The following is a 26,376-nucleotide window of genomic DNA, read 5'->3' on the forward strand; positions in this document are numbered from 1 at the left end:
TCCACCCCTCCGACGTCAGGATTCACCGTTGCCCATCGCGTCCCGCCTTCAGCCTCTCGCCGCCCGGATCCTCACCGAGGCCAACAGCGTGCTGACGGAACGCCGAGTGCGAAGCCGGCTGGCCGACGCCAACAGGGTCGCCGGCAACCGGTTCGACTGCGTCCTGTACTTCGCTGACGGCCCGGACAGTGCCTATCAGGTAAGGCAATGGCTGGCTCCCATGGCGAAGCTGGCGGAGCGCCACCGGGTAGCGGTTCTGGTCCACCGGCCGGCCACGGCCGCGGAGCTGCTTCCCGGTTCCCCGCTGCCGGTGTTCCTTACCAAGGGCATCGCGGAGGTGGAGGCATTCATCGAACGCGCCGGCGCCCGGATGGTGTTCTACGTCAATAACAACCGGGATAACTTCACGGTTCTCCGCCTGCCGGCTCAGGTGCATGTGCACCTGAGCCACGGGGAGAGCGACAAAGTGTCGATGGTCTCCAACCAGCTGAAGGCCTACGACTTCGCCTTCATCGCGGGCCCTGCCTCCCGGGAACGCATCCTCACCGCCCTGCGGCGGTTTGATGAGTCCCATCTGGTGGAAGTGGGACGGCCGCAACTGGACTTCGCCGCTTCTGCCCCGCAAACCAAGAACGACGGCGGACGTCTCACCGTTCTGTACGCCCCCACGTGGGAAGGGGACCGCCCGGCCATGGCGTACGGCTCCCTGGCTAGCCATGGACGGGAGATTGTCGGCTCCATCCTGGCTGATGCCCGCTACCGGCTGGTCTTCCGGCCGCATCCGCGGACCGGCAGCAGGCTCGACGCCCACCGTGCTGCTCTGCACGAGATCAAAAAGATGATCGTCTCCGCGGAAAAGGAGGAGCCAGCGGGCCACCGGGTGGACACGGCTGCCGACTTTTCAGCCGCCATGGCGGAAGCGGACCTGTGCATCTGCGATATCTCTGCCATGGCCTTGGATTGGCTTCCCAGCCGGAAGCCCCTGCTCATGACGAGGCCGTCGGACCCCGGCGCCCACATCGACGCACAGGGCGTGGCCGCCAAGACCAGGCTCATTGACCAGTCCGAGGCGGCACGAACGCCGGCGCTGCTGGCCGAGGCGGCAGCAGCCGGAATCAGCCCCGACCAGCTGCAGCTGATCGCCCACCACTTCGGCGATACCACGCCGGGCGCGAGCACGGCGCGGTTCGTCAGCGCCGTGGGTACGATCCTCTCGGAACAGCCGGCGCCCTAAGACAGCAAGCGGTCCACCACGCGTCCGGCGGCGTTGCCGTCGTCGCGCGGGGCGTACTTCGCCACAAAATTCTTGAGCCTTAGCTCGCGCGCAGGGTCGCTCGAACGGCTCTCGTCTATCGCGTCGAAGAGTTCGTCCTCGGTTTGCGTCACAGGACCGGGCAGTTCGGTGTTGTAGTCCAGGTAGAAACCGCGCAGCGTGTCGCGGTAGTTTTCCAGGTCGTAGGCATAGAAGATGATGGGCCGCTGCAGGATGGCGTAGTCGAAGAAAACGGACGAATAGTCGGTAATGAGGACGTCGCTGGCCAGGTAGAGTTCCTGGATTTCGGGGAACTTGGAGACGTCATACACGCAATCGCCCGCTTCTTCCGGAATCTTCACGGCGTCGCTGACCAACACATGCATGCGTAGCAGCAGCACGGTATCGTCGCCGAAGCGGTCTTTGAAGGCTTCCACGTCGAACGGCAGATCGAAACGGAAGCGTCCCGTGCCGGTCGGCTGGTCGTCCCGAAACGTCGGAGCGTAAAGGACCACACGTTTGCCCTCGGGGATGCCCAGCTTCCGCCGGACGGCCGCGGAGCGCTGCGCGGCGTCGGGTCGCACGAGGATATCGTTGCGTGGGTACCCCAGCTCCACAACCTCGCCTCTGTAGCGGAAGGCACTCCTGAACGCTTCCGTGGCATAGGGGCTGGGTGAAAGCAGCGTGGTCCATTGCTGCACGGCCTCGTCCACGCGTGCAATGTAGCCCGAATCCCGGCCATGCACGGTGTCCAGGTCGTGGACCATTCGCTTGAGCGGCGTTCCGTGCCAGGTCTGGATGAAGACCCCGTCCTTCCGGCGCCGGAAGTAATGCGGGAAATTCTGATTGTTGATCCAGTACTTGGCCTTGGCCAGATACCAGTAGTAGCTCGGCGATAGCCGCTTGACCACCTTGGTGTAGGGATCGGGCGCCGGAAGCTTGCCTTGATAGACCCAAACCTTTCGGCGGGTGTCCCCCCGCCGCACCAGCTCTTCGTAGATATAGCGCGGACTATCGGCGTACTGTTTCCCAAGCCCGGACTCGAACACCATCAGGTCCGTGTCCATGGGCGTCTTCGAGACCAAGGCGAACATCCGCTGCATGGCCGGGAAGTAGAAGCGGCTGCGTCGGAACCTGCCAAACAGCCGTTCGAACAACTCCGGGTCTATGGCTTTTTTCCACCGGGGGTCAGCGGGGCGGGCTTCCGCTACCGCCTCGAAGATCCGCTGGCAGTTGTCGGTATCTCGGAAGGTCAGGAAGCGGCGGGAGCGGGCGACATTCTCGGGCTTGGGGGTGCAGCCGCGCCCCAGCGTGGACTCCAGCTGGTCCAGTACGGCGGACCGGGCAAAAGCAATCTCGCCGGGCAATTCCTCATCCAAGTCCAGGTGGGATCCTTGCGGTCCCAGGAAGCGCTCGCGGTCGAACTGGAAGTAGTGCACCGGTTTCTCAAGAAAACTGAAGTCGAAGCCCACGCTGGAGTAGTCCGTCAGGAGTACAGCACTTTCCTTGAGCAGGAACTGCACGTCCACCTCGCCCTGCGAGATAACACGCGCCGGTGCCCCGGAGAAGTGGTGCCGGAATCGCTGCATGTTCGGATGCAGGCAGAAGATCACCTCGGCGTCGTGCTTCTCCACTAGGGCACGCAGTCGCTCGTCGTGGAGCAGCGCGTTCCAGTCCTGGAAGTACTCGGACTCTTCGAACTCGTCCGGATTCTGGAGCCAGTCCCGCCACGTGGGAATGATCAGGATCTGGTTCGGCCGCACCGACACATCGCCGGCGAAGAGCGCGTCAAACCGTGACAGGCCGGTCACCAGCACGTCCTTGGGCGGATAACCAAAGTCGCTGACGATGTATTCTTTTTCCCGCTCGGAGCTCACCATGAACAGGTCGGTGTCGAATCCGGGAGCTTTTTTGCCGTAATTCGGGACCATCCACTTGGTGCCCATCACCCCGTGCTGCAGGAACACCTTGACGCCGCCCACCGCCTTGCGGAACTGCGGGAGCCACGTGGGATACAGGAAGTCGGGATGGTGCGAGCCAATGAACCGTTCGGCCCGCAGGGCCAGCTCGAAATGTTCCTTGGAGCGGTAATTCACCACGTGGTCCAGCCCGTCCAAGTTGCGAAGGTCCGGCGACGCAGGGTCAATCACGTAGTAGGTGTCGATCTCGGGGTGTTCCCGCCGCATGTAGCGGAAGAAATGCAGTCCGGTGTCTTGGGCCTTGTAAGGCCGCTCCCCCACCAGCCAGACCGGCTTGCGCTCCGTCCGGGCCTCCGGCAGCCGGCGCTTCCGGGTCTGCTCCCGCAAGAATTCGAAGGCGTCGGTATCCAAGAGTTCAACGTGGAAAGACGTGTTTTTCGCTTTGAAGGTGTAATAGGGCGTGATGGCCAGCGTCTTTTCTCCCCGCTTTTGCCATCCGGGACGGGTGAGTTTACGCGTCACGTATCGGGTACGTCCCACGCGCGTACGCTGCGGCTCGGTTGCGCCTACCGCACGGATTTGGAGCCAGGCGTCCAGAATCTCGTCGCGCACTAGTTCTTCATTGGGGACGGCGCGCAAGTCCAAGCGGGCATGCACCTTGTACCGACGCAGCCCGTACTTGCGCCGGGTGGCCTCGGTATCCAAGACGAATCCGGCGGTTGAAGTGTAGCGGGCTCCACTCTCCCGCCCAAGCAGCATCAACTCCACTGCTTCAGCCTCACCGTGACGGGTGACCAGCGTTGCCCGCAGGTCCACTCTTCCCCTGTGCACGGTCAACCGGTGGACGTAGACGGCGTTATAGGGCTTCAGCGGCCGGTTCGCCGCCAGTGACAGCAGCCCGTGCCGGTTAATGTACGGCTCAAACGTGTTTCCTCGGACCGAGACCCGTCGGAGCGAACCGACTTCGGTGTTGGCGAAACGTCCGAATGACGCCCACGCCGTCATGGTGTTGTCGCGCGCCAACGAACCGTCCGCCAACGCGGATTGGATGTCGGCGTACCGTTTTCCGCTTGCCTCCGTCGGGATAGTGCCGGCCGGATCACCGTCGAAGATGTTGGTGCTGAACTTCGGCAGGTCCTTGGCCGCCGCCCGGAACTGGACGAAGAGACCCAGGATTTCGCCGTCCTCGCCCTGCGGGAGAGGTGCTGCCGCCTGCGCAAGGTGCGCCAAGTCAAGCTGGACGTCGTAGCTGCGGCTTTCCCTTCCTGCTGCGGCGGGGGCCTCCGTTACGTCCGCCACCTTTGTCCAGTTGCCGGCCGCATTCTTGCTCCACAGGGAGGCAGGTTGGAGTTTGGTGGAGACACTGAACCGGGCATGCAGAACCGGGCCCCGCTGGTCCAGGCGCAGCGAATGAAAGTCCACCCTCGCCGTCCCGCCGCCTTTGCGGGCGCCCCTGCGGGCTGCGGATACTGCGCCCCGCAGGGCGCCGGAAGCTGGTGTCATGACTTTTCGCTTTCGAAGGAACTAGCGACGGGGAAGTATGCGTTCAGGAAACTGCGGGTCAGTGCGTCCACCTTTCGGGTGTTTATTCCGGTGCTGTCTATCTCGTTGAGGCAGAACACGTCCGCGTCCTGGCGCCGCAGCAATCGCAGCAGCTTCGCCTGGGCCGACGGCTCGTTGATGTCACAGTAACGGTAGGAGAGCTTCCCCGGAACGGCCGCACCGATGGCGAAACCGTAGTAGTGCGCCAGCGAGGACGCCACGGAGAGGTCAGCTGGATCCCTGAATCTGCTGTGCTGCGTCCGCCGCATCTCCTGCGCATGTTCCTGTTCCAGCCGCGACAAGGTGCTGACCCGCTGCGGATGGGCGGCATGTTGGAACTTTCGTTCAACAGTGCGTCCGAAAGCCGCTTCGAGCAGTGCACGGTTGTTCTTGGCCGCGCTGTCCACGGGCAGGTCCTCCGCCGAGCGCGGCTGGTAATCGACGGCTTGCTCGGACAGGAAAAACTTGGCAAGTCCATTCCCGTGGAAGAACAGCTCCGGATCCACCGGCCGCCCGAAGAACACGTCGTCGTTCAGGTAAAGGAAGTGTTCGCTCAGGCCGTCTATGTGGTGTAGCTGGGACTCGATGGCGTGCGAGTTGAACGTGGGCAATGCTGTCGGGTCGGAGAAGATGTCCCGGTGATCGACCACCGTAATCCGGCTGTTGGAGGTATCCAGCCACTGCGGCGTCTGTCCCGCCGTCACCAGATAAACGTGATTCACCCAGGGGGCGAAGTAATCGAGTGACCTGAGGGAATAGCGCAGCTCGTCGCGGGAGGCGTAGCGCGCCGCATTGGCTGCCGTCTTGTTGCGCAGGCCTGAGTCGTCGCCGGCCTGCGCCTTGGCCTTGCTGCGCAGCCACTGCGGGTCGTCGCCGTCCACCCACGTGTAGACCACGTCCACGGGGAAATTAACCGAAGTAAGCAGGTCCAGCTCGGGCAACCCGGCCTCGCGCGGCACCAGCGTCACACCTAGGTGCGGGCCGCTCAGCAGCCTGCTGCCGTGTCCCACCGCTTCGAAAACCACAGACGGCGAGGGCGGCCATCCGTCGGCGATCGGGCGGGTTTCTCCGTCGGCCCGGACATAGAAGGGGCGGGTGCCGGCGGCGCCGGCGATCGCTTCCGCGGCGGAAGACCACTGGCTGGCGGGGAGATCTATCCTGACAGGGATCCCCGCTTGGGTGCGCAGCACCCTGTGATCCACCTGGGCCTGTTCCAGCGCACGGCTAACGAGGGCGCAGGTGTCCGCCGCCACGTCACGTGCTGAAAAGCGGTTGACGCTTGGAAAACCAGCGGCCGGAAATGCGGCCAGACGCGGCCGGGGCGCGGTGGGGCGAATGGGAGCGGTCAGCGCCTGCAACATATTCCGCGGGGCGGTGCCGCGGCCAAGTGCCCGGAATGCAGCACGGATGACACTCTGCGGAACAGCTGCCGCTGCACGGCCCTTGAGTCCGACGCGCATGGGCTCCTTTCACGCAGCATTTTTCGCTGCTCCACGGCCATTGGTGGCGCCGCAGTGCGGCGGCACAACTGGAATAGCTTAGCAAGCTGACTGAGGATTAGCTGAACGGCGCTGCCGCTGCCCGGCACGGGGAATGATGGCGTTCGATAGACTAGCGGCTGTCGTTCCGGCGCAACCCTCAGGAGCAAGACCATCGCTGTAGCAGCACCGCCTCGTACCGCCGCATCGCCGAAGAAAACAGGCAAGGACCTTCGGCTTGATATCCAAGGGCTTCGGGCCATAGCCGTGGCCCTGGTGGTCGTTTACCATCTGTGGCCTGAACGGTTGACCGGCGGTTTCGTCGGAGTGGACGTCTTTTTCGTCATCTCTGGCTTCTTGATCACCTCCCATCTGGTCAAGCGGCCACCGTTGGACTGGCAGGGGCTGGCAGCCTTCTGGGGACGTCGCATCCGCCGCCTCCTGCCGGCCGCTTTTGTCGTCCTCGCCGCGACCGCCGTGGCGTCGAGGCTGGTGGCCCCGCCGACGCAATGGGGGTCTATTGCCAAGGAAATCATTGCGTCGGCTCTGTACGTACAGAACTGGGCTTTAGCCGGCAGCTCGGTCGACTATCTGGCGGCAGAAAACGCCCCTACTCCGACCCAGCATTTCTGGTCCTTGTCGGTGGAGGAGCAGTTCTACCTGTTTTGGCCGGTCCTGGTCTTCGCGGTGTTTTGGGTAGCGGCAAAACGAGGACTGAACGCACGCCGCCTGCTCTTCGGCGCGGTGACTGCCGTAGTGGTCCTTTCCCTGGCGTTCTCCGTCGCCGCAACTGCTTCTGAACCGGGCAGCGCGTATTTTATTACCCCCACCCGTATGTGGGAACTTGGCCTTGGCGGTCTGGTGGCCTTGGCTGCGCCGACCTTGGTGCCATACGTGCCGCAGGTTTTTCGGACCGTCTTGGCGTGGCTCGGCCTCGCGGCAATCGTCGGGGCGGGCGTCCTCTATACCGGGTCCACGCCCTTCCCCGGATATACCGCGTTGCTGCCGGTCATGGGGACAGCCTTCGTGATCTTGGCTCACGCTGAGGGCAGGTTCTCCCCCACTGCCCTGGTGCGAAACCGCCCGGTTCAGTGGCTCGGTGAGGTTTCTTACTCGGTTTACCTCTGGCATTGGCCCTTGATTGTCCTCCTGCCCTTCGTCAGTGGCGGGGACCTCGGCTGGCTAGACAAGTCGCTGATCCTGGCTGCGACGCTGGTGCTGGCAGGCCTCAGCAAGACTTACATTGAGGACCGTTTCCGGTTTCCGTCCAGCAAGCGGGGGTTGGCGCCCACTTACCGGTTCGCGGCAGCCGGCATGGTCTTGCTCACCGCGGTCGGCGGCGCCCAGTTGTTGGAGGTCAACCACCGCGCGGCCCAGGCCGAACAACAACTCGCCGCGATGGTGAGCAACGGTGATCCATGCTTTGGTGCCGCCGCTATCGCGAAGGGGTTTGACGTGTGTGTTCCAGACCCGCAGGCGCCGGTGGTCCCCGAGCCGTCCCTTGCAAAGGACGACAAATCTGATGCTTATGCAGATGGCTGCTGGTCAAACCAGCCTTTTACCGACCGGCCCGTGTGCACCTACGGGGATGGGCCAACGAAGGTAGCGCTGGTCGGAAACTCGCATGCCGGGCATTGGCTCCCGGCCCTGCAGGTGCTGGCTGAACGGAACGACTGGACGGTCTCCACCTACCTGGTCTCCCGGTGCAATCCGACCTCGGTGCCTTTACAGTTCGATACCGAGCAAAAGACCACCAATTGCCTCGCCTACGGAGAGTGGGTCCTGGATGAAACATCCGGCGATGCTTTCGATCTGGTCATCACCTCGGAACGACAGTCGGTGCCCGTCCAGGGGGAATCGTGGGGCACTACCGAAGCTCCCGCCGTCGAGGGCTACCGGGACTACTTGTCCCGTTGGGCCGACAGCGGTGCCAACGTCTTGGTGATCAAGGACCCGCCGTTCCCCGGCAACACCATCGATTCGATTCCGGACTGCCTCGCCGAGAATCCTGGAGCCCCTCAGGAATGCGCGGGTACGCCGGAAGAGTGGCATTGGATGGATCCGGTCACCACTGCGGCCCTCGAACTAAACCATCCGAAGATTCGCGCCGTTGACATGGATGGCTACTTCTGCGCGGACGGTTCCTGCCCTGCCGTTGTGGGATCGGTCGTCACGTACTTTGATGCCTCGCACATCACCGCCACGTACGCGCAAACCCTGGCCCCGTATCTGGAACGCTCCATCCTTAAGGCTTTGCGCAACTAGTCAGCCGCGGAGGTCCAGGCTCAAATTGCCGTGCACGGTGGCATAGGGCCGCTCCCCCTTTGCCCCCTTAGGCAAGGCTGCGTCGGGGGCCACGCCAATTCGCCTCTGGCTCCCAGTCCGGCCTTCGCGGGACAACTCGCCGAAGGCGTCGACGATGGTCCCGCGAAAGCCCGCCAGCACACTTTCGCTGATGTCGAAGTCAAACCGGCCGCGGCCTGCGGCCTGGACATCCGGGATGGACACTTCTTTGCTGCCATCGCGGGTGCGCAGGATGATGGAGACCTGATCGGCCGGCGAGTCCACCTCCAGTGTCATCGTCAGTCGGCTGTCGCTCCACGCGCTCCCGGAGACTCGGGGATCCACCTCAAGTTCCTCTTCCTGGCGGCAAGTCTCAATCATGGCCGTGACATCGCGGCCGCGGATGATGGACGTTTTGCGCTGCATCGCCACGGGCAGCGAGGAAACCAGTTCCTCGGGGACATAGGTATCGACGAAGTCGGCATGTGCCATCACCCAGCGCCGCTGGGTGTCGTCCGACATCTTCAGGTACCGGTGAGGTTCGTAGATGCGCAGGCACTTGCGCCGGTAGAGGTCCAGCACCAAGAGTCGCGCCAGTTCCGGGTCAGGCGCTCCGGACAGGAGGATCTTGGCGATTTCCCCCACAGACCACGTATAACCTTCGGGGATCGTGGCGGCGCTGCTGATATTGGCCCCGTCCGTGCGTGTACGGATGAAGTAGTAGTCATAGTCCGCAAGGACCGAGATCCTCTTTGCTTTCAGGTAGCACTGGGAAATGACCATTCCGTCTTCCAGCCGGACCTTGTCCTCGTGAAAGCGGATGCCGTTCTCCACCAGCAGGTCCCGCCTGATCATCTTTTGCGGCGACAGTGACCGGAGTATGGTGCGCAGGTCTGCGTCTACGACCGTTTCCCGGAACAGCGCGCTCTGCACACGGCGCCCTCCAATGCCCACCATTTTGGGCACCAGCACATCCGTGCCGTTCCGGTCGGCGAACTCCACCATCCTGCGCAGAGCCTGCGGTCCCAGCTTGTCGTCGGCGTCGCAAAAGAACACGTAGTCGGCGTCTGTGCTGGCCATTCCGACATTGCGGGGCTTGCCGGGCCATCCGCTGTTCTGTTGGTGGACAACGCGCATGTTGCCCATCCGCTGGGCATAGGCATCAAGGATCGCGCCGCTGGAATCCGTGGAGCCGTCGTCAACGGTAATGATTTCGAACAGCTCGGGGGCCAGGTCCTGGGCTTCGAGGGAGTTGAGCAGTTCAGTGAGATACGGCATGGCGTTATAGACCGGAATGATCACAGCGACCCGTGCGCTCGAAGCGCTTCCCGAGGGGCCAGTGTCCCGATTCGATTCTTCCGAGTCTCTCGCCCGGGTCGTCAGTTTGCGGGCAACACCCGAAAGCCTGTTGCGGAAAGACATCTGACACCGTCCCTTCATCCGGTCATGAAGCTCAAGCCTATCGGGCCGTCGGGCGGCCGGAAACTCGCGAGAGCAGGTAGCCTTTTACCGATCCGTCACCGACAGTGGAGTACCGTGCCTGCAGCAGAAACTCACCTCAATCCCTCACGGCCAAGACAGACATGGATAGACCAAGCCCGTTGGGCCGCCATCGTGCTGGTGGTTGTGGGTCATTTCATGGGCCAGCTCCGCGGCGAAAGCGGACTGGCGCTTATGGTGTCCAACTTTGTGTATATGTTCCATATCCCGGTCTTCGTGCTCTTGGCAGGGTGGGGCGCCCGCCGTGCAACCGCCAACGGCGAGAATTTACAGAAAATCTTCTGGCAGCTCCTCGCTCCCTACATCGCGTTCCAGTTGATCGCTTTCGGGGTGAACTACGTGGTCGAGGGAAGTACCCCGAGTTGGTCCTTCACGTTCCAGACCTTCGGTCTATGGTTCCTCGTGGCCCTTGCCGGCTGGCGGCTGATCGGGCCGTGGTTCAGCGGACTTCCGCGACCGGTGCTGCTCGCCACGATCCTTGCGTTGCTGGCTGGCCTGAGCGAGAACATTGATGGCTTCCTGTCCCTGTCCCGCATCCTCTACTTTCTGCCGGTATTTCTCATGGGCCCCTGGCTGGTCGACAAGATATCGGTGTGGCGCCAGCAACGCTCCTGGCGTATCGCCGGCGCAACGGCGCTGGCTCTGGCTGCAACACTCACCGCTGTCCTTAAAGAGGACTTCTGGCGGCGTCCGTTCCTCGGCAACGCGGGGTACGAGGCAATGGATCTCGGCCCGGTCGAAGGCATGGCGTGGCGCCTGGGGGCTCTGCTCGTCGGCACGCTTTTAGCAGCAGCTTTCATGCTGGTTCTGCCGGGCACTCCCGGTGCTCCAAGTGCGCCGGGGAGATGGGTGGCGAGTGCCGGGCGCTCGACGATGTACCCCTATCTTCTCCACCTGCCGGTACTCACGCTGGTGGGGGCAGCTTCTCTTGCCGAGGAGGCATCCCCCACCTGGCGGGCGATCCTCTTCATCGTAGTGGCCGCGCTTTTCTGCGTTCTGACCGTGACCAAGCCGGTGAAAGCCGTTGCCCAGCCCTTAGTTGAACCGCATGCCTTCGGATCCAAGCTCTACCCGAACCGCAGGCGCACCTCGAGATCGGACGCCGCTGACCGTTCGAACATCCTGCACAAGTAAGGGATATTGTCTGACGCTACCGTCCGGTCGAAGCAAACCGGCGACCAAGCCTTCGGGCGCCGTTGATCAGCCGCCTCCGCTGTTGCTGGCGCCTTAAGGGTCCCCCATACAGTGCTTCGTGCGGGTAAGCGTCCCAAAGTTGATCGAGATCTACGTTCAAGGCGGGCACTGTGGCGCGTTGGGCAGCCGTCGCCAGGGCAGCGGCGGACAACATCCCGGGGCCCAAAGAGAATCGGGTGACGGACTCAGCGTCAAGCGTCGAGAAGAAGTCCTCAAACTTAAAGTGGTCTCCCGCGAGCTCCTGGCCCTCTATCTGCAGCCAGGTCCACGGGACTCCATAGGCTTGAGCAACAATGAGGCCGTGGAGGGATGTCGCCACCACGTGCGAGGCCATGGCAATTTCGCTCACCACGCTTTGCGCATCCCTTTCCACGTCGATGACCGTGATGTCCCGGTCGAGTCCCGGCGGGAGCAGTGCCTTGTGCTTGTAGTGGGGAATAAACACCGGCTCTGCCCTTTGCGCGGAGGCCTGCGGCTGAAAGATCCGGGGCAACAAGAGAGCGGGGTCTCCGTATACTTCGGGCACGTCCCAGCCCATCCCCCGTACGAGTTCTTGCCTGGTTAATCGGCCCCGTACTGCAGCTACGCGCTTGGGCTTGCGGGCTCGGAGACGTCGCACCGTGCCGCTATGGAGAGGAGCGAGCAGCCCGGATCCCCAGACGTTGTATCCGGGACGTTCCAACATGTTGATGACCGACCCGACGGACATGATGGCGCCAGGATGAGCCAACGTCCCACGGACATTCACCGGCCGCTTGCCGCTAAGTGACGAGACAAGCCAAGGCCCGATGAGGTCGCCGAAGTTGACTCTACCGTTCCACCAAAATGCCGGAATCTCGTCTCGCTTTAGCTTCCGAGTCCTGGCGTCTATTCGCCCCCATGCTGCCGCCCGGATAAGCGAGGCGATAATCTTGTGCGTTTCCCGTGCAATCTGCTCCGCGCTCGCATGCCCCCGCCACGTCTCCAGAAGGTGTTTGTCCCCATCCCGCTCGGCAGACCATGCCATGTTGCGCAGCAAGGAGCGCACGAACGTTCTGGCCGTATGCGTGCGGCCAAAGAGCAGAAGCCGCACTTCCGCCGGTTGCACAACCAGGTCGAAGGCGACGCGGTCCCCGTGCAGCGAAACATCCAAGGCAAGGAGGTTATCCGCTTGTCGCTTGATACGAATGCGATCCGCTCCAGGCATGCTGCTCAGAGCAAGCGCAAGGCGATCGAGGAGGGGCACTTCGGAAGGAATGTTCATGAGAAGTCCTCAAAAAATCTGGTGGCACCACTGTAGAACCAGGCATCTTGGACGCGCCGCAGGACACGCTCGTTATCGGCGAAGTTCTGCCCGTTGGGCGAAGGGGTTGAACCGACGCTAGGACAGTTCCTTGACGATCTGGCTGATGCTGTCCAACGTGCGCTTGAGCTCCTCAACGTGGCGCTCGTCGAAGGCGCTCAAAACACGCTTCATCTCGGTCGTCGATATGCCTGAGGTCCGGGGAAGGTAGACCACCTCTACCCTGTCCTCCAGGTCATCGAACTTGCCTCTCCAGTCCTCACCGATTCCGAAGACATCCGCCCCGTACTTTTCAATGTCTGACCGCTTCTGCTCCCAGTTTTCCTCCGGGATGGCTTCGGAGACGTACCGGATGGAGCGCACAATCTCGATCCGCTGCTCGAACGGCACAACCGGCTTTTTCCCCTTGACGGCATTGAACTCGTCGGTGGAGACCCCGACAATCAAGCGGTCCCCGAGGGCGCTGAGGCGCTTCAGAATATTGAGGTGGCCAATATGGAAGAGGTCGAAGGTGCCGTACGTCAGTACTGTCTTGCCCAAAACGGTCCTTTGGTAGATGCAGAGAGGCGGAAAACTAAGCTCCATTCTAGGCAGTTCTGTTCACTCTCCCTTAACCTAGAGAACGTGGTGAAACGTGCCTGCTAACATTGGCCGTTGGACTCCAGCTCGTCTGAACTCGAAATCTGGGTTGCAACGAGCGAAGGAACAACCGAAGGAAAGCATGTCTCTCAGGGGGAAATACGCAGTACGGGCCAGCGAAACCGCGGCCCGGCACCAGCACGATTCTTTCGCCGTGACTGTCCCAAACGCACCTGGCGCACCCCTATCAACGCGATGAGTTCCCCGACTACAGACGCCCTGCGAAAGCTCATCCGCAAATCCGGAGTTACCCGCACGCTGCGAGGTGCTCTCGGGCCTGAGGCATACCGGCATTTTCACAAGTCCGTTTCTGGCATCGCCTCTTCTGTCGTCGACCGACGCATACCACGGCAGCGGATCATCGCGGAGCAGCGGCTGCTGCAGCTGGACAAGACTCTTTACCGCTCGGACGGCATTCTCCGCCGACCGCTTGATTCCCGGATGCCGGAACAAATCCGGAAACTACACCTGGACCTCGTATCGGGAGCGCTATCCAACGAGGGCGTCGATTGGGCTATCGTCAGGAACGACTCAAAGACTCGCTACACCATCGCTGTACAGGAGTCGAACCGTGCCAGAGTCCTTGACGCCCTGAGTCGCAAATTGCGTGACCAGGCTGTGTACGTTCAAGACGTCAGCGAACTGGCAGCTGACAAACGATTGCAGTTGGCGGGCAGCCTCGATCAGGTGCCCATGGGACAGAGCGCCAAGGTTTTGAGGTTTGCCTCCTTCTTCGAGGACCGCGCGACAAAGTTCCGGACTTCAATGGGGTACGGTTGCGACGTTGAATTCTGGCAGCGAGACAACATGAACCCGGCAAATATGCTCACGCCGCGTCGGAATTCAGCTGCACAGCTGATCACCGTGAAAGAGCTCCGACCGGAAACCGTGACGATTGGCGAAGACGAGTACCCGACCTACTCCATCTTCAACCAACGCATGCTTGACGACATCACATTCCCCATCGATGCCGTGTACACGTGGGTTGATGGTGACGATCCTGAGTGGATCGATTCTAGGCGCCGGCTGGAGGCGAAGCTTCAAGGTGTGGAGTACCACAAGGAAGCCAATCACGCCGCTCGATTCCGCTCACGGGACGAACTGAAATATTCCCTTCGTTCATTAGAGATGTACGCGCCTTGGTTCAGGAAAATATTCCTCGTCACCAATGGGCAAAAGCCGACTTGGCTCAACATTGACCACCCAAAGATCGAACTAGTCACTCATGAAGACATTTACGATGACAAGTCATGCTTGCCCACATTCAACAGCAATTCAATCATCTCGCGCCTGCACTACATCCCGGGTTTGAGCGAACACTACGTCTACATCAACGACGATGTGTTTTTCGGCCGGCCAGTTTCTCCCGACCAGTTCTTCTTGCCCAGCGGATTAGTCAAGGTTTCGCCTTCCAACAACCGCCGCCCATTTGGCGAACCCAGCGTGATGGACGAACCTCACATTAACCTGACCCGAAATATGCGGGCCCTCCTCAAAGACGAATATGGCATTACAGTTTCGCGGGCTATAAAGCATACCCCGCATCCGCAATTGCGCAGCGTGCAGCTTGAGATGGAAGAACGGTTTGAGACGCTGTACCGACGAACCTGGTCAAGTCACTTTAGGCACCACGACGACATTGTTGCGGATCAACTCTTCCACTATTACGCGCAGATCACCGGCAGAGCAGTACCTGCAAACTTGCGATACCACTACATCAACGTCTTGGATGACTCCTACTCCGGGATCCTCAAATCGACGTTGGCCTACCGCGACCGCGACACCTTTTGCATTAACGATGCTCCAGTACTCGGAGCAAAGCCGATAGAGGAAGCGGTCATTTCAGACTTCCTTGAAAAGTACTTCCCAATCCCCTCCACCTTCGAATACGCCTCGAAACCGACCAAGGTTTAGGTTCTCTGCGAGGCAATGACGCCCAAATCACTAGGTGCTCTGACCCTACTGTTCGGCCGCCACGAGTTTTGCCGCCATTCGATTGGCAGGGGGAAGGCCACATCATCAAGGCTTTCACTTGCGGGAATGGTCTTAAGAGAGCAGTACGTGAGCTCAGAAAACCTTCAGTAAAAAGCCCAATGAAAGGTTGCGACCTTGGACGGGATTGCCTTTACCTTGTGATAGCAGCGATGGCCTCCGTCATCCTTCGCGAATTCTCGCGGTCGTTGTGCCGGAAAAACTCCTTAACGCGCATAGTATATTCCTCTTCGCGGAGACAATCTCTTTCGAGGTATGTAAGGACATGGTCATGCAACTCATGCAAATTGCGAGCAACCGGGCCGAATGACTCGCTGGCGAAATCCAGATATCCTGGAGTGGCATGCTTGGACCAAAAGTCCCCGTCATCGAAGCAATAATGGATTATAGGCGTCCCCATGTACGCGATATCAAACATTGTTGATGAATAATCTGTTATAAAAAGGTCGGCTTTCCGCAGGGCTTCTTGAAAAGACACACGCCTTTGGTCCAGAACTTCGACCAGGTCGTCATTTTCATATAGACCAGCAACCACCTCGGTCATCTCATAATGGGGCAAAAACCTGAACTTATACCCATGCTGCTTTAGGGTCTTTCTCAACTCTTCATTGTTTAGCGCCCCCACTAGTGCGTGATAGTACTCGGTCGAGGCAAATTCCGCGCTTAGAACACTTGAACCGCCCGTGCTATAAGAGGGCTTCACCAGATATGACCGCCAAGTCGGCGCGAACAATATGTTCTTCTCACCGGTGATTCGAGTTAGGGAATCAAAACGCGGGAAACCGGTAGCGACCGCGGAGTCTCCGTAGTCTAGTTCGCTAGCAAAATATTCGCGCTCACGGTCACCGACCGTGGTCACAAGATCATAGCCTTGGACGAGGCGATGCAGACCCTTGGACTCCTCACGCCAAGTCACGCCATGCTGCAGAAATACGCGCTTTACGGACAGCCACGGCAAAAGATGTTCAAGGTAGCTGGCCTTATCCCAATCGCGGGGAATCATATAAGTGTCCACATCGAAAGCCGACACCAGGGCCCGCGCATGGAGAAGATTGAATTTGTGCCGAAAGGATCCGTGCGCGATCACTGGACCTATTTCGCGTACCCGATTGTATGCCTCAGACGCGCGGTCGACTACATAGATGGCTTTGATGTCATTTCTAAATTCAGCTAGGTATCGGAACAGGGACACTCCATTGTCCTGAGCTATGTCCCAGCGTTCCCCTATTAGCCAGACCGGCTTTCTGACAAGCGGGCGCGTAAGAAGACGGAGAAGCCGCATCCCGGCGAAAGCCCTTCCGCCCCGATAGTCATGCCAAGAGTCCAATACGGCTCTGAAGAACCTCCTAGCTCGTCTGCTCACCGTAGGCACATCGCCGGATCGGGCCTCGATTACAATTCGGACCTGACTATGTTCATTGGCAGAAAATGAAAACCTTTTATTTCCCGCGTAGACTGGATGAGAGTTTCGAAAGTAGGCGGCAGTCTTGAAAGCACGGGTAGCGATACGTCCTCGCTCGCTCTGCAATTGCACCAGAACGCGATGTTCGCCGGTCTTCCACTTACTGACTGGGACGTCAACGCGAAATCCCGACCAAAGGCCCTCTGTGTGTCGTTTGTCCTGCCTTGCAAACCATTCCCCAGGAAATTGACTTTTGCCAAAGCGGACACTGACCTCGACCTCTGGTTTGACGTCCGCCTTCAGTCCTACAAAGGAAACACGTCCTTCAATGCGGACGGCCTGCTTACCATCAATTGCCCTGATCGACTCAACGTAGGCGCGAGCTCCCCTCCCGCCTCGTCTGATCACATTTGTAGTGCTGCCTGGTGTGTATCCAACGTATGCGGACTTTCCAACTATACTGATCGGACCCAGAACGGATACGTCATTCTTGTAGGTCGCTTCAGTCCTGTCTATCAGATTGGCGAAGGGTATCCGATGTATCAATCCACTGGCGCTCTGTCGAGCAATTACAGGATCAACATCCTCGATTACCTTTTTTGACCGCAGCAGAAACACATGAAGGTCCTCCTCCTGCAGCATCGACGCTGATCGCACCAAAAATCCTTGAAATCCGCGCGTGATGAACCTGTCTACCAGAGTTCGCTGACTACTCGTCAACTCCTGTTTTAGGTTGGCAAGAAATTCGATAAGTTCGAGATAGTCCCAGTAATTCTTGACGGAAGAAAACAGGGAGTCCATAATCGAATCGCCGCTGAGACGCTTCCTGTAATGGTAAACGACTTCATCAAGAATGCCTATGAGGGGACTTCTCAGTAGCATTGGAAGAACGAAGTATGCGTCCTCGAAGTAGACTCCTTCACGGAATCTTGCTTGAGCTTTCTTCACAGCTTCCATCCGGAAGACCTTGTTGCAAGGGCCAGCCGCATGGACCATGTCAGGAATCTCTGCCAACCCCTGTTCGCGACGTGTTCCGGCACGAAAGTACTTAGCCCAGACATAGCTTGTGGTCTTAGGAAAAGTCTCCTGTCTACCAATGGCAACATGAACCTCAGGGTCGTCAAAGAACTTGATCAAGTGTTCATATGCAGTTGGCTCCAAGACGTCATCAGAATCCATAAAGCCAACATAAGGGGCAGTCACCAAGTCTAGGGCTCGGTTACGAGCAGCACCCGGCCCCCGGTTCTCTTGGCGGATGAAAGTCACGTTGTGGTGTCTGTTCGAAAACTCTTCAGCCAGCATGTCGCTGCCATCAGTGCTTCCGTCATCCACGAGTATGACCTCGAGGTCCGCAAAAATTGATTGCTGGCGAATCGATGAAAGCGCTTCGGATAAGTAATCCACCACGTTGTATATCGGCATGATCACAGCAACTTTGGGCTTTTCCCCAACGATTGGCACGGAACGATTCCAATCTCTCATAACGAATCTTCTCAGCTTAACTTGTGCATTTTTGCCGGAGCTTACTCCATGGCGGGAAGCAGAAGCACTGTAAGTGCCCTTGGATCCGCCAGGCAAAATTTAAACAATTTTACACTATCGATTTAGCAAACTATCCGGTGACTCAGATGACCGGCAGACGCCCAGCAAGTGTCATACGGAGTACCGTGCGCCAATGCAGTTTTTTTAGATTCTGATTTGTGAGTTGCGCAGGTGACGTGGTCCATCCAGAGAGCCATCCAGCAAACCATGGACGCAGCTGAGAAGGGTCAACTCGCGCACGTGTCACTTGGACTACCGTCCAGGAAAAAACATAAGTCCAAGACAACGGCCAAGGGAGGTTCCGTCTCGCCAGCCAGACTCGGTTGCGAGCGTTAAGTCGGTAGAACTCTTCGTGCCGGCGGGGATCGATGACCGGATGCCCGGCGCGCAGGTTTCCCGCATACCACGTCCGAAACCCGGTGTCCCAGACGCGCCATGCGAACTCGATGCCTTCGTGGGCGTACCAAAAGGTCGACGGCCATCCGGGAGTCTTATCGAACACGTCCCGCCGCATGGCGATGGCCATCTCCACTACGGAGAAGACGTTGCTGGAGTGGTAGGGGCTTCCCTTGCGCAGCCTGGGAATCCAACGCTGGGGTGCATTAGGACTCTCGGGATCCTCGATCCGCGGCTGGACCATGCCGATGTCCGGTTGCTCCTTGAACAGCTTGGCGCATTGGGCAAGGAAATCGTCATCAAGGAGCCAGGCGTCGTCGTCGAGGAAGAAGAGGTACTCCCCTTTGACATGCGGCACGCCGGCGTTCCGCCCAGCGGGGATGCCTATGTTCTCTTCGATGTGCAGCGTCTTGAAACCGGCCGGGACGTCTTCTGGGTCCCAGCCATTGCCGACGACTACGACATCCAGTTTCACCCCTTGCTGGCGATGCAACGATTCATATCCCCGTTGCAGTTCGACGGGGCGTGTGCCCTGAGTAAGGATGACTACCCCGAAGGTCGGTGCTTGGGGGCTCGTGTCTTGTTGCATGGCGCTCACTTCCGCAGCCTAGGCGAGGCCATGATGGCGACGAAATGGCCGATATTTACGAACAGGACTGCGGGCACCAGGACGTATAGCAGCCAGCGCTCCCCCAGCACTTGTTCGCCGACTACCAACGACACGATGGCCGCGGCCAGAACCAATAGACTCATTTCGACCGAATGCAGTACCCGGTGGAAGGGGAGGAAACGAGCGAGGCGGCGGAGCTTGCCAACCACGGAAGAAGCGGGAACAGCTTTCGCTGCCGCAGTATCCGGGAGCTTGTCCATCCCTGCCAGAGCCCGGGAAGCATGCACCATCTCGTTTTGGGCCTTGTTGAGGACGATGAGGAACGCCAGCATAGCGCCGAGGAAAAGATACAAGTATGCCGCCCCCGGGTCGCTGCGCAGCAGGCCCAAATCTCCCAGGCACCGGAGCCCCAAGGCGACGGGTATCAGGCCCTCTGTGGTGTAGTGGCCGATCTTGTCCAGGAAGATCCCTTTGGGACTCTGTGTTCCGCGCCAGCGCGCTACTTCCCCATCGCTGCAGTCGAAGTACAACTGCAATTGCGAGAAGAAGACCGCGAGCAACGGCCCCCAGATTCCCGGAACCAGCAGCGATGCGGAAATTGCCCACCCCGACAGAATCATGAGGCCTGTGACGCCGTTCGCGGAGATCGGGGTGCGGACCAGGACGCTGGTGAGGTAGATGGAGATGTGCCGGAGATAGAGCTCGGCGGTCCAATGCTCAGCGTTTTTTCTGCTCCGGACCTCTGGCGGCTGGGCCACGGAGCGGAGCTGCTCCAGGGTGGGGCGCGCCGGCCGCTGAACGGCTGTCACGACTTCCTCCGGCTGGTATCTACGGTGCCTGCCGCTCCGAACAGTCGTCCGCGGAGATACCCCAGCCCCCAGCTGATGTGGATTCCTGGCAGCACCGCCAGCAGCCGTAGTCGTTCGGGTCGACCAAGGTCGCCTGGCATGCTTGCGGAGGCGTACGTGACGCCCGCCCCGTAAAACGCGGGGACGGCGGCCACTGCACCCGCCAGAAGCCGCAGGCTTGCCGGCCACGTCTTGGCCGTGCCGGTGGCGAGCATGCTGGCGGAGGCAACGCCGACGCTCAACGCGGCCACCAGTACTGGCGGCAGGAAGTGCCTGACGGATTTTCCTTCCTTGTGCCGGTTAGCCAGCTCTGCCCGCCAGATGCCCGCCGCGTAGAACTGCCGGACCAGTTTTCCCCACTGCGCGCGCGGCCAATAGACGACCTTCAGCTCGGGGTCGAACCAGACCGTGTAGCCGGCTTGGCGCAGGCGAAGGCACATGTCCCAGTCCTGGCCCCGCCACAGCGTCTCCTCGAATAATCCGACCTCGTCGAAGACCTCGCGTCGGAAGACGCCGAGATAGGCGGATTCCGCCGGGCCCTCCGGTGCCCCGCTGTGATACGCCGCACCACCGAGTCCCCAGGGCGATACATAGGCGGCTGCGACTGCCCGCTGAAAGGGAGTCTTGCCTCGGGCGGCCATGAGCCCCCCGACATCAGCCGCACCGGTCCGTCGCAGCGTTGCCACCCCGCGCTTCGTGTAGTGCGGCTCTAGTTCCGTATGTGCGTCCACCCTGACAACGACCGGATGACTCGAGGCTTGAAGGGCAAGATTCAGTCCGGCCGGGGTACGGCCGGTGGGGCTGTTGACGCTGCGTAACCGCGGTTCCCGCGCCTGCAGGTCCGCCACGATCCGGTTAGTCTCATCCGTTGAAGGCCCCAGCGCCAGAACCACTTCCTTTGGCCCGGGGTATTCCTGGTTCAGGATGCTGCGGACCGCGTCCTGGATATGCGCCGCCTCATTGAGGACGGGCATGATGTAGGACACGCCAGGGTACTCCTCCAGCGGAGGCAAGACGGATGCCGAAGTCACTATTTCCTGGACTCCTTGTAGGCGTCCACGACTTCTCTCGGGTCGCCGTCCATTTCCAGCACGCCTTTATTGATCCAGATGACCCTGCTGCAGGTATCCAGTATCGATTTCATCGAGTGCGAGACAAGGAAGACGGTACCGGCGTTCTCGCGTATCTCACGGATGCGGGCCTCGCTCCTCTGCCGGAATCGTTGGTCACCGACCGCAAGTGCTTCGTCCACGATAAGGATCTCGTGTTGCTTGGAGGCGGCGATGGCGAATTTCAGCCGCGCCTGCATTCCGGATGAATAGGTCCGCATGGGAAGGTCGATGAACTCTTCCAACTCGGCAAACTCGACGATGTCGTCCCGGAGCCCGTTGATTTCCTGCTTGGAGAACCCGAGCGCGAGCCCGCCCAATTGGATGTTCTTTTCCCCCGAGAGGTCCGGGATCAAGGCCGCCCCCACGCCCAGCATGTTCGGACGAGAGGAGGCGTAGACGGCACCCTGCGCTGGAGGCGTTAGCCCGACGAGCGTGCGCATCAGCGTGGATTTGCCGGATCCGTTCGAGCCAATGACCCCGATGGATTCATTTTCGTAGGCGGTGAAGGAGATTCCCTTCAGGGCGTGGACTGTACGGAGCCTGCCGGCTCCCCGCTGCAGCAGCGATCGCCCGGTGCCCTTGACCGGCTTTCCGCCGGCATGGACGTAGTACTTGACATGCAGGTCATCGACGACGACCACGGGTTTACGGGCGGCGCCGGCCGCGTCTGTGCCCATCAACGCTTCTCCAGTCTTAGTCGACTCGGCCATACCGCTCCTCAGCTACCCAAAAGAACAAGACTCCGGCAACGAAGACCGCTACGGACCAGACGGAAAAGTAGAGCCAGTAGATCGGATCGTAGTCCATACCCGGCATGAGAATCCCTCGGGCGATGGAGAGGATTTCATGCAGCGGGTGGAAGTCGAACAGCGCGATGGCCCAAGGATGCGATGCCAGGATGCGGTCGATGGAAAACAGAACGCCGGAGGTGTAAAAGAGGATCCGGGTGACGAGCGGGAGTAACTGGGTCAGGTCCCTGACGTGGACCGTGAGTCTGGCGCCGATCAGGGCTACGCCCAGGTTGAACACCGTGAAGATAGCAACCAGCGGAATGATCAGCAGCCATTCCACACTGATCGGCGCACCCAAGATCAGGATGTACACGAACATCACGGCAAGCATTGGCACGAGTGTCATCAGCTGCTGGATCACGGTGGAGACGGGCAGCGTTATCCGTGGGAAGGCCAGGGACTGCACCAGGGCGCCGTTTCCTGTGATCGATTTGGCGCCGTTGTTCATTGAGGTGGAAAAGAACTCGAAGAGGAACACGCCGATCACCACATACATCGGGAAGTTCTCCGGCCGGCTGGCCCCCTGCAAGATACCGAAGATCGCGCCGTACAGGAGAGCGTTCAGTGTGGGTTTGATGAACACCCAGAGCATGCCCAGTCGGTTGCGCTGGTTCGACGCCTCGATCTTGTACCTCGCCATGGCGATGGCGAAGTCACGACGGGTCCATGCTTCCGCGAGATAGCGGAAAAGCGAAGGGCGGGCACCGACTCGGTGGAGGCGGTTCTCGCTCGCATATTCGGCAAGGCTCATGCCAGGTAGTTTCCCTTACTTACAGGTGGACGGTGGCGTCGCCACCCCTGAGGGACCGGCGGTGCACCTACCGAGTTTAGATGATTCAGCCCCGAACCGCGGATTCGCCCTCCCGGAAGAACACGCGCAGTTCAAGGCTGTGCTGGCCCGCGGCGTCCTGGACGTAGATGGCTTTCCCCCCAATTCCCTCCAGCGCTCCCGTGCCCGAGCCCGGAATGATGTGCCCGTCGCTCGCGGCAGCCTCGCCCTCCGCGAGGCCCCAGTGCTGGATCACCATCGTGCCTTCGCGGCCGTCCACGGAGCCGGTGAACACTTCGGATGCAACGTATCCGGCTCCGGTGCTGTTACCGGCCATCAGCAGTTCTGCCCGGCTGGTGCCTGTGATCAATCCGTCAAATACTTTGGTCACCCGGACGCGGCTCAGGTCCGAGCTTGTTCCCTCGATTTCGTAGGGTTCCGGCACCCAATCGGTGACGTCGAAGTCGGCGGCGATGATGTGTTCGGCGTCGTTCATGATGCCTTGTTTCTCCTAGATCGGTTGCCGAGCGCGTCAGAAGAGTCGCTGGTCGTGTGAGTCGGCGTATTTCTTGCGGAAGAGCTTGCGCGTTTTTGGATCCAGAAACACCAGGTACAGCGCGAAGGCGACGGCAACGATGCAGGCGAGGAGCCGCGCCATGTCGAGGTCGAACTCGATGTAGGGGAAGATGTCCAGCTGGTCGGTGATCGCGTAGATCATCAGGAAGGACGTCACTGCGTAGACGGTCTGCACCTGCCAGTCGTTCCGGATCCCTGTGGCCGCAAACAGCGGCAGCAGCCACACGATGTACCAAGGCTGGATCATCGGGCCAAGCAAGACCACGGCGGCCAGCGCCAGCGCGAGCCGACGAACAATCCGGTCGTAACTGCCGCGGAACATGGTGTAGAGGACAATCAGCACAGCCAGGATCCTGCCGCCCGTGTAGACGGCGGACTGCACCATCGCCCCGTCGAGCCCCAATCCGCCGGACACCAGTCCCAGGAAGATTCCCAGCAGCCCGACCGGGGCGTACCAAATCATCAGGCCGGCTCCTTGCTGGCTGAGGGCCCCGACCCAGCCGAATCCCAGCCCGTTGATCATCCCCAGAATCGCCAGCAGCCCGAAGGAAATCCCGGCGGTCAGTGCCCAGTATCCGAATTTGCGCGGCCAACTGGCCCCCTTGCCCGCCCATAACAGGCCGACGAACGGCAGGAAGATCAGGGTGATCGGTTTGATGCCAATCGAGAGTGTCACCAGCAAGATGCCCAGCAGTACGCGTCGGTTCGCCGCGTAGTAGAGGCCGGCAAGTGCCAGCCCCAGCATCAGGGCATCGTTGTGGATGCTGGCGATGAAGGTGGTCAGGAACAACGGATTGGCGCAGGCCAGCCACAACGCCCGGTTGGGATTAATGCCGTGCAGTTCGGCAAGTTTCGGTCCGTAGTAGACGCACATCGCGGCACCGGCGATGGCGAGGATCCGGAACATGATGATGGAGTATTCCGGGTGGCCGCCCGTGAGCCAGACGATGAACTCTTCCATCCAGAGAAAGATCGGCCCATAAGGCGTGGGGCTGCGTGCCCAGAGGTCGTCGGCTCCGGTCTGCAGATAGTTCTGCAGTTGGTCGTACCCGTCCACGTACGGATTGAGGTTGTTGACCATGACTTTGCCTTGGGCAATATAGGCGTAGACGTCACGGCTGAACAGCGGGATACACAGTGCCAGCGGAGTGCCCCAGGCAACAATGGCGGTCAGCGTTGCCCGCCGCGCGGACCGGCCCCAGACGGTGAACTGCTGGCCGAGCCGCAGCCAGGCCCGGACCAGGATCATGCCCCCGAGGGCGAGCAGGATCACCGAGAGGATCACACCGACCAGTTCCACCCGCAGGAAGATCAGCAGCGGCCAGCGCCGCAGTTCGGACACCGAGGCCAGCCACCCCACCCCCAGCGACCCGAGGAACATCATGATCGAGCCGATGGCGCCCTCGAGGATGCTCCGGGTAGACCGTTCCTTGACGACGCTTCCGCTGCGTGAGCTGGAAGGTTCAGTCGCGGGTCTTTGGGCAGTCATCGTCTCGGCGGTCCAATCACTCCGGGGTCAGTACACCCTGGTCCGGTGCGGCGCGTGCCGCGGGGGTGGTCTGCACGCCTCGGAACGGTCAGTCGAAGGCAGCGTGGGAGGCACGCCTGCTTGAGGTGCTCTCTGCATGTTAGCACCGGGCCGAAGGCATTCCCTGCCGCCTCTCCCGCGCGCCAGCGCGCCGACGCGATACATTTATCGGGTGCCAATCTCTAATGAACATATTGTCTGGATCGACTGCGAAATGACCGGACTGGACCTCGAAGCCGACGCGCTCATCGAGGTCGCAGTCCTGGTCACCGACTCGGAACTCAACATCCTGGGGGAAGGAGTCGACGTCGTCATCAAGCCCACCGCAGAGGCCCTCGCCCAGATGAACGACTTCGTCCGCACCATGCACACCACCTCCAAGCTGCTGGACGAACTCCCGCACGGCATGACGATGGCCGAGGCCGAAGACAAGGTGATGGAATACATCACGGCGTGGGTTCCCGAACCCCGCAAGGCGCAGCTGGCAGGCAACTCCGTTGGCACGGACCGGACCTTCCTGGCCCGCGACATGCCCCGCGTCATTGATCACCTGCACTACCGGATCATCGACGTTTCCACGATCAAGGAACTCTCGCGCCGCTGGTTCACCCGGGCCTACTTCCAAGCTCCGGCCAAGAGCGGCGGACACCGGGCACTGGGCGACATCAAGGACTCCATTAATGAGCTCCGGTACTACCGGCAGGCCGTCTTCGTCCCCTCCCCCGGCCCGGATTCGGCCACCGCGAAGAAGATCGCCGCAAGCATCGGCGCCACGTCCGGGGACTAGGATGTTAGCTGCGCCACTTTCACTGCGGGAATCGCCTAAAGTGGCAAAAGCCAGATGAAAAGCATGTAAACTAGTCTGCGTTGCCTTACTGGTTGGAGACCGGCAGGAACCGCTGGAGCGGGGCCCGTCGGGAGGAACAAGAGGGCACGTGGTGGGTATAGCTCAGCTGGCAGAGCGCCTGGTTGTGGTCCAGGAGGTCGCGGGTTCAATCCCCGTTACTCACCCCGAAGGTCCGGCAGCAGCCGGCAGGCAGAGCCGTCCCGACGCCGGGGCGGCTCTTCGCATGTCCGGCCGCGACGGCGGCGCCCGCGCCGACATCCTGAGCGAAGGAGAGAAATGACCGTTCGCCCCGTCACTATCACCGGCGAGCCGGTGCTGCACCGCCGTGCAGCCGAGGTCGAGAATTTCGACGACGAGCTCCGCGCGATCATCGCTGACATGTTCGAGACGATGGACGAGGCCCACGGCGTAGGGCTGGCGGCTCCGCAGATCGGGGTGGGACTGCGGATCTTCACTTATGAATTCGCCAACGACGACGACGTCCCGCCGCGGGGCGTCCTGGTCAATCCCACCCTGGTTCTCGGCAAGGTCTCGGGTGCGGAACCCGACCCCGACGAGGAAAACGAGGGCTGCCTGTCCGTGCCCGGGCACAGCTATCCCCTGAAGCGGGCCGAGTGGGCCCGCGTCCGGGGGTTCGACGCAGACGGCAGCCCGGTGGATTTCGAGGCGACCGGCTGGTTCGCCCGGGTGATGCAGCACGAGTACGACCATTTGGACGGCAGGCTGTACATCGACCGGCTCAACGACCGGTGGGGCAAGCGCGCCCGCAAGAACATCAAGAAGGAAGGCTGGGGCGTCCCCGGCAACATGTGGCTGCCGGGAGTCGACCCGGATCCGTTCGGCCACTAGCGTCCGCCCTGTAAGGAAGCGAGAT

The 26,376-nt window shown here is 60.7% G+C and carries 19 protein-coding genes and 1 tRNA gene; 7 read left to right on the plus strand and 13 right to left on the minus strand.

Translation table 11 applies throughout. The features are described 5' to 3' along the window. Nucleotides 1–28: 28 nt before the first annotated feature. Nucleotides 29–1,234, plus strand: coding sequence for a CDP-glycerol glycerophosphotransferase family protein (locus AC5RV2_RS00435; RefSeq protein WP_494090658.1), 1,206 nt, complete (start codon nucleotides 29–31; stop codon nucleotides 1,232–1,234). On the opposite strand, the gene AC5RV2_RS00440 is transcribed toward AC5RV2_RS00435, so the two are convergent. Beyond that, entirely contained in the window at nucleotides 1,231–4,593 is a 3,363-nt protein-coding gene (locus AC5RV2_RS00440; protein ID WP_494090659.1) for a CDP-glycerol glycerophosphotransferase family protein, read from the minus strand. The genes AC5RV2_RS00435 and AC5RV2_RS00440 overlap by 4 nt on opposite strands. 77 nt (nucleotides 4,594–4,670) lie before the next feature. After that, nucleotides 4,671–5,903, minus strand: a complete 1,233-nt coding sequence (locus AC5RV2_RS00445; protein WP_494090660.1) for a stealth family protein — start codon at nucleotides 5,901–5,903, stop codon at nucleotides 4,671–4,673. Nucleotides 5,904–6,434: 531 nt separating this feature from the next. Between AC5RV2_RS00445 and AC5RV2_RS00450 the strand changes: the two genes are divergently transcribed. Next, on the plus strand, nucleotides 6,435–8,456 hold the full coding sequence (locus AC5RV2_RS00450; protein WP_494090698.1) for an acyltransferase family protein: 2,022 nt from the start codon (nucleotides 6,435–6,437) through the stop codon (nucleotides 8,454–8,456). Here AC5RV2_RS00450 and AC5RV2_RS00455 read toward each other — a convergent pair whose 3' ends face one another. Continuing rightward, nucleotides 8,457–9,914, minus strand: a complete 1,458-nt coding sequence (locus tag AC5RV2_RS00455) for a glycosyltransferase family 2 protein (RefSeq protein ID WP_494090661.1) — start codon at nucleotides 9,912–9,914, stop codon at nucleotides 8,457–8,459. Nucleotides 9,915–10,010: 96 nt separating this feature from the next. Between AC5RV2_RS00455 and AC5RV2_RS00460 the strand changes: the two genes are divergently transcribed. Continuing rightward, on the plus strand, nucleotides 10,011–11,108 hold the full coding sequence (locus tag AC5RV2_RS00460; RefSeq protein ID WP_494090662.1) for an acyltransferase family protein: 1,098 nt from the start codon (nucleotides 10,011–10,013) through the stop codon (nucleotides 11,106–11,108). Nucleotides 11,109–11,124: 16 nt separating this feature from the next. Here the strand turns inward: AC5RV2_RS00460 and AC5RV2_RS00465 are convergent, their stop codons facing one another. Next, entirely contained in the window at nucleotides 11,125–12,411 is a 1,287-nt protein-coding gene (locus AC5RV2_RS00465; RefSeq protein ID WP_494090663.1) for a polysaccharide pyruvyl transferase family protein, read from the minus strand. Between the two features lie 117 nt (nucleotides 12,412–12,528). Further along, complete coding sequence (locus AC5RV2_RS00470; protein WP_494026033.1) at nucleotides 12,529–12,990, minus strand: FAD synthase family protein; 462 nt, start codon at nucleotides 12,988–12,990, stop codon at nucleotides 12,529–12,531. Nucleotides 12,991–13,104: 114 nt separating this feature from the next. Between AC5RV2_RS00470 and AC5RV2_RS00475 the strand changes: the two genes are divergently transcribed. Further along, nucleotides 13,105–15,003 (plus strand): stealth family protein, encoded by a 1,899-nt coding sequence (locus AC5RV2_RS00475; protein ID WP_494090664.1) that lies wholly within the window; start codon nucleotides 13,105–13,107, stop codon nucleotides 15,001–15,003. 211 nt (nucleotides 15,004–15,214) lie between these two features. On the opposite strand, the gene AC5RV2_RS00480 is transcribed toward AC5RV2_RS00475, so the two are convergent. The 8 genes from AC5RV2_RS00480 to mptB all read right to left on the minus strand — a co-directional run bounded on the left by AC5RV2_RS00480 (nucleotide 15,215) and on the right by mptB (nucleotide 24,616). Beyond that, nucleotides 15,215–17,944 (minus strand): bifunctional glycosyltransferase/CDP-glycerol:glycerophosphate glycerophosphotransferase, encoded by a 2,730-nt coding sequence (locus tag AC5RV2_RS00480; RefSeq protein WP_494090665.1) that lies wholly within the window; start codon nucleotides 17,942–17,944, stop codon nucleotides 15,215–15,217. Nucleotides 17,945–18,107: 163 nt separating this feature from the next. Beyond that, nucleotides 18,108–19,010, minus strand: coding sequence for a glycosyltransferase family 2 protein (locus AC5RV2_RS00485; RefSeq protein ID WP_494090699.1), 903 nt, complete (start codon nucleotides 19,008–19,010; stop codon nucleotides 18,108–18,110). A gap of 5 nt (nucleotides 19,011–19,015) precedes the next feature. Further along, the gene (locus tag AC5RV2_RS00490) at nucleotides 19,016–19,840 is read right to left on the minus strand and encodes a CDP-alcohol phosphatidyltransferase family protein (RefSeq protein ID WP_494090666.1); all 825 of its coding nucleotides are present in this window, start codon (nucleotides 19,838–19,840) and stop codon (nucleotides 19,016–19,018) included. Continuing rightward, a complete protein-coding gene (locus AC5RV2_RS00495; protein ID WP_494090667.1) occupies nucleotides 19,837–20,910 on the minus strand; it encodes a glycosyltransferase family 2 protein in 1,074 nt (357 codons plus the stop codon). Before AC5RV2_RS00495 ends, AC5RV2_RS00490 begins: the two co-directional genes overlap by 4 nt. Further along, on the minus strand, nucleotides 20,910–21,701 hold the full coding sequence (locus AC5RV2_RS00500; protein ID WP_493999919.1) for an ABC transporter ATP-binding protein: 792 nt from the start codon (nucleotides 21,699–21,701) through the stop codon (nucleotides 20,910–20,912). Before AC5RV2_RS00500 ends, AC5RV2_RS00495 begins: the two co-directional genes overlap by 1 nt. Beyond that, nucleotides 21,685–22,533, minus strand: coding sequence for an ABC transporter permease (locus tag AC5RV2_RS00505; protein WP_494090668.1), 849 nt, complete (start codon nucleotides 22,531–22,533; stop codon nucleotides 21,685–21,687). The genes AC5RV2_RS00500 and AC5RV2_RS00505 overlap by 17 nt, the downstream gene beginning before the upstream one ends. 85 nt (nucleotides 22,534–22,618) lie before the next feature. Beyond that, a complete protein-coding gene (locus AC5RV2_RS00510) occupies nucleotides 22,619–23,047 on the minus strand; it encodes a DUF3224 domain-containing protein (RefSeq protein ID WP_494090669.1) in 429 nt (142 codons plus the stop codon). Nucleotides 23,048–23,083: 36 nt separating this feature from the next. After that, on the minus strand, nucleotides 23,084–24,616 hold the full coding sequence (gene mptB / locus AC5RV2_RS00515; protein WP_494090670.1) for a polyprenol phosphomannose-dependent alpha 1,6 mannosyltransferase MptB: 1,533 nt from the start codon (nucleotides 24,614–24,616) through the stop codon (nucleotides 23,084–23,086). Nucleotides 24,617–24,827: 211 nt separating this feature from the next. Here mptB and orn point away from each other — a divergent pair, with 211 nt between their 5' ends. The 3 genes from orn to def all read left to right on the plus strand — a co-directional run bounded on the left by orn (nucleotide 24,828) and on the right by def (nucleotide 26,351). Continuing rightward, nucleotides 24,828–25,442 (plus strand): oligoribonuclease, encoded by a 615-nt coding sequence (gene orn / locus AC5RV2_RS00520; protein ID WP_493977407.1) that lies wholly within the window; start codon nucleotides 24,828–24,830, stop codon nucleotides 25,440–25,442. 151 nt (nucleotides 25,443–25,593) lie between these two features. Continuing rightward, nucleotides 25,594–25,666: transfer RNA gene (locus AC5RV2_RS00525), tRNA-His, on the plus strand. A 112-nt stretch (nucleotides 25,667–25,778) separates the two neighbouring features. Beyond that, a complete protein-coding gene (def, locus tag AC5RV2_RS00530) occupies nucleotides 25,779–26,351 on the plus strand; it encodes a peptide deformylase (RefSeq protein ID WP_494090671.1) in 573 nt (190 codons plus the stop codon). Nucleotides 26,352–26,376: the final 25 nt, after the last annotated feature.

This window comes from Arthrobacter sp. Y3225116, assembly GCF_059091245.1.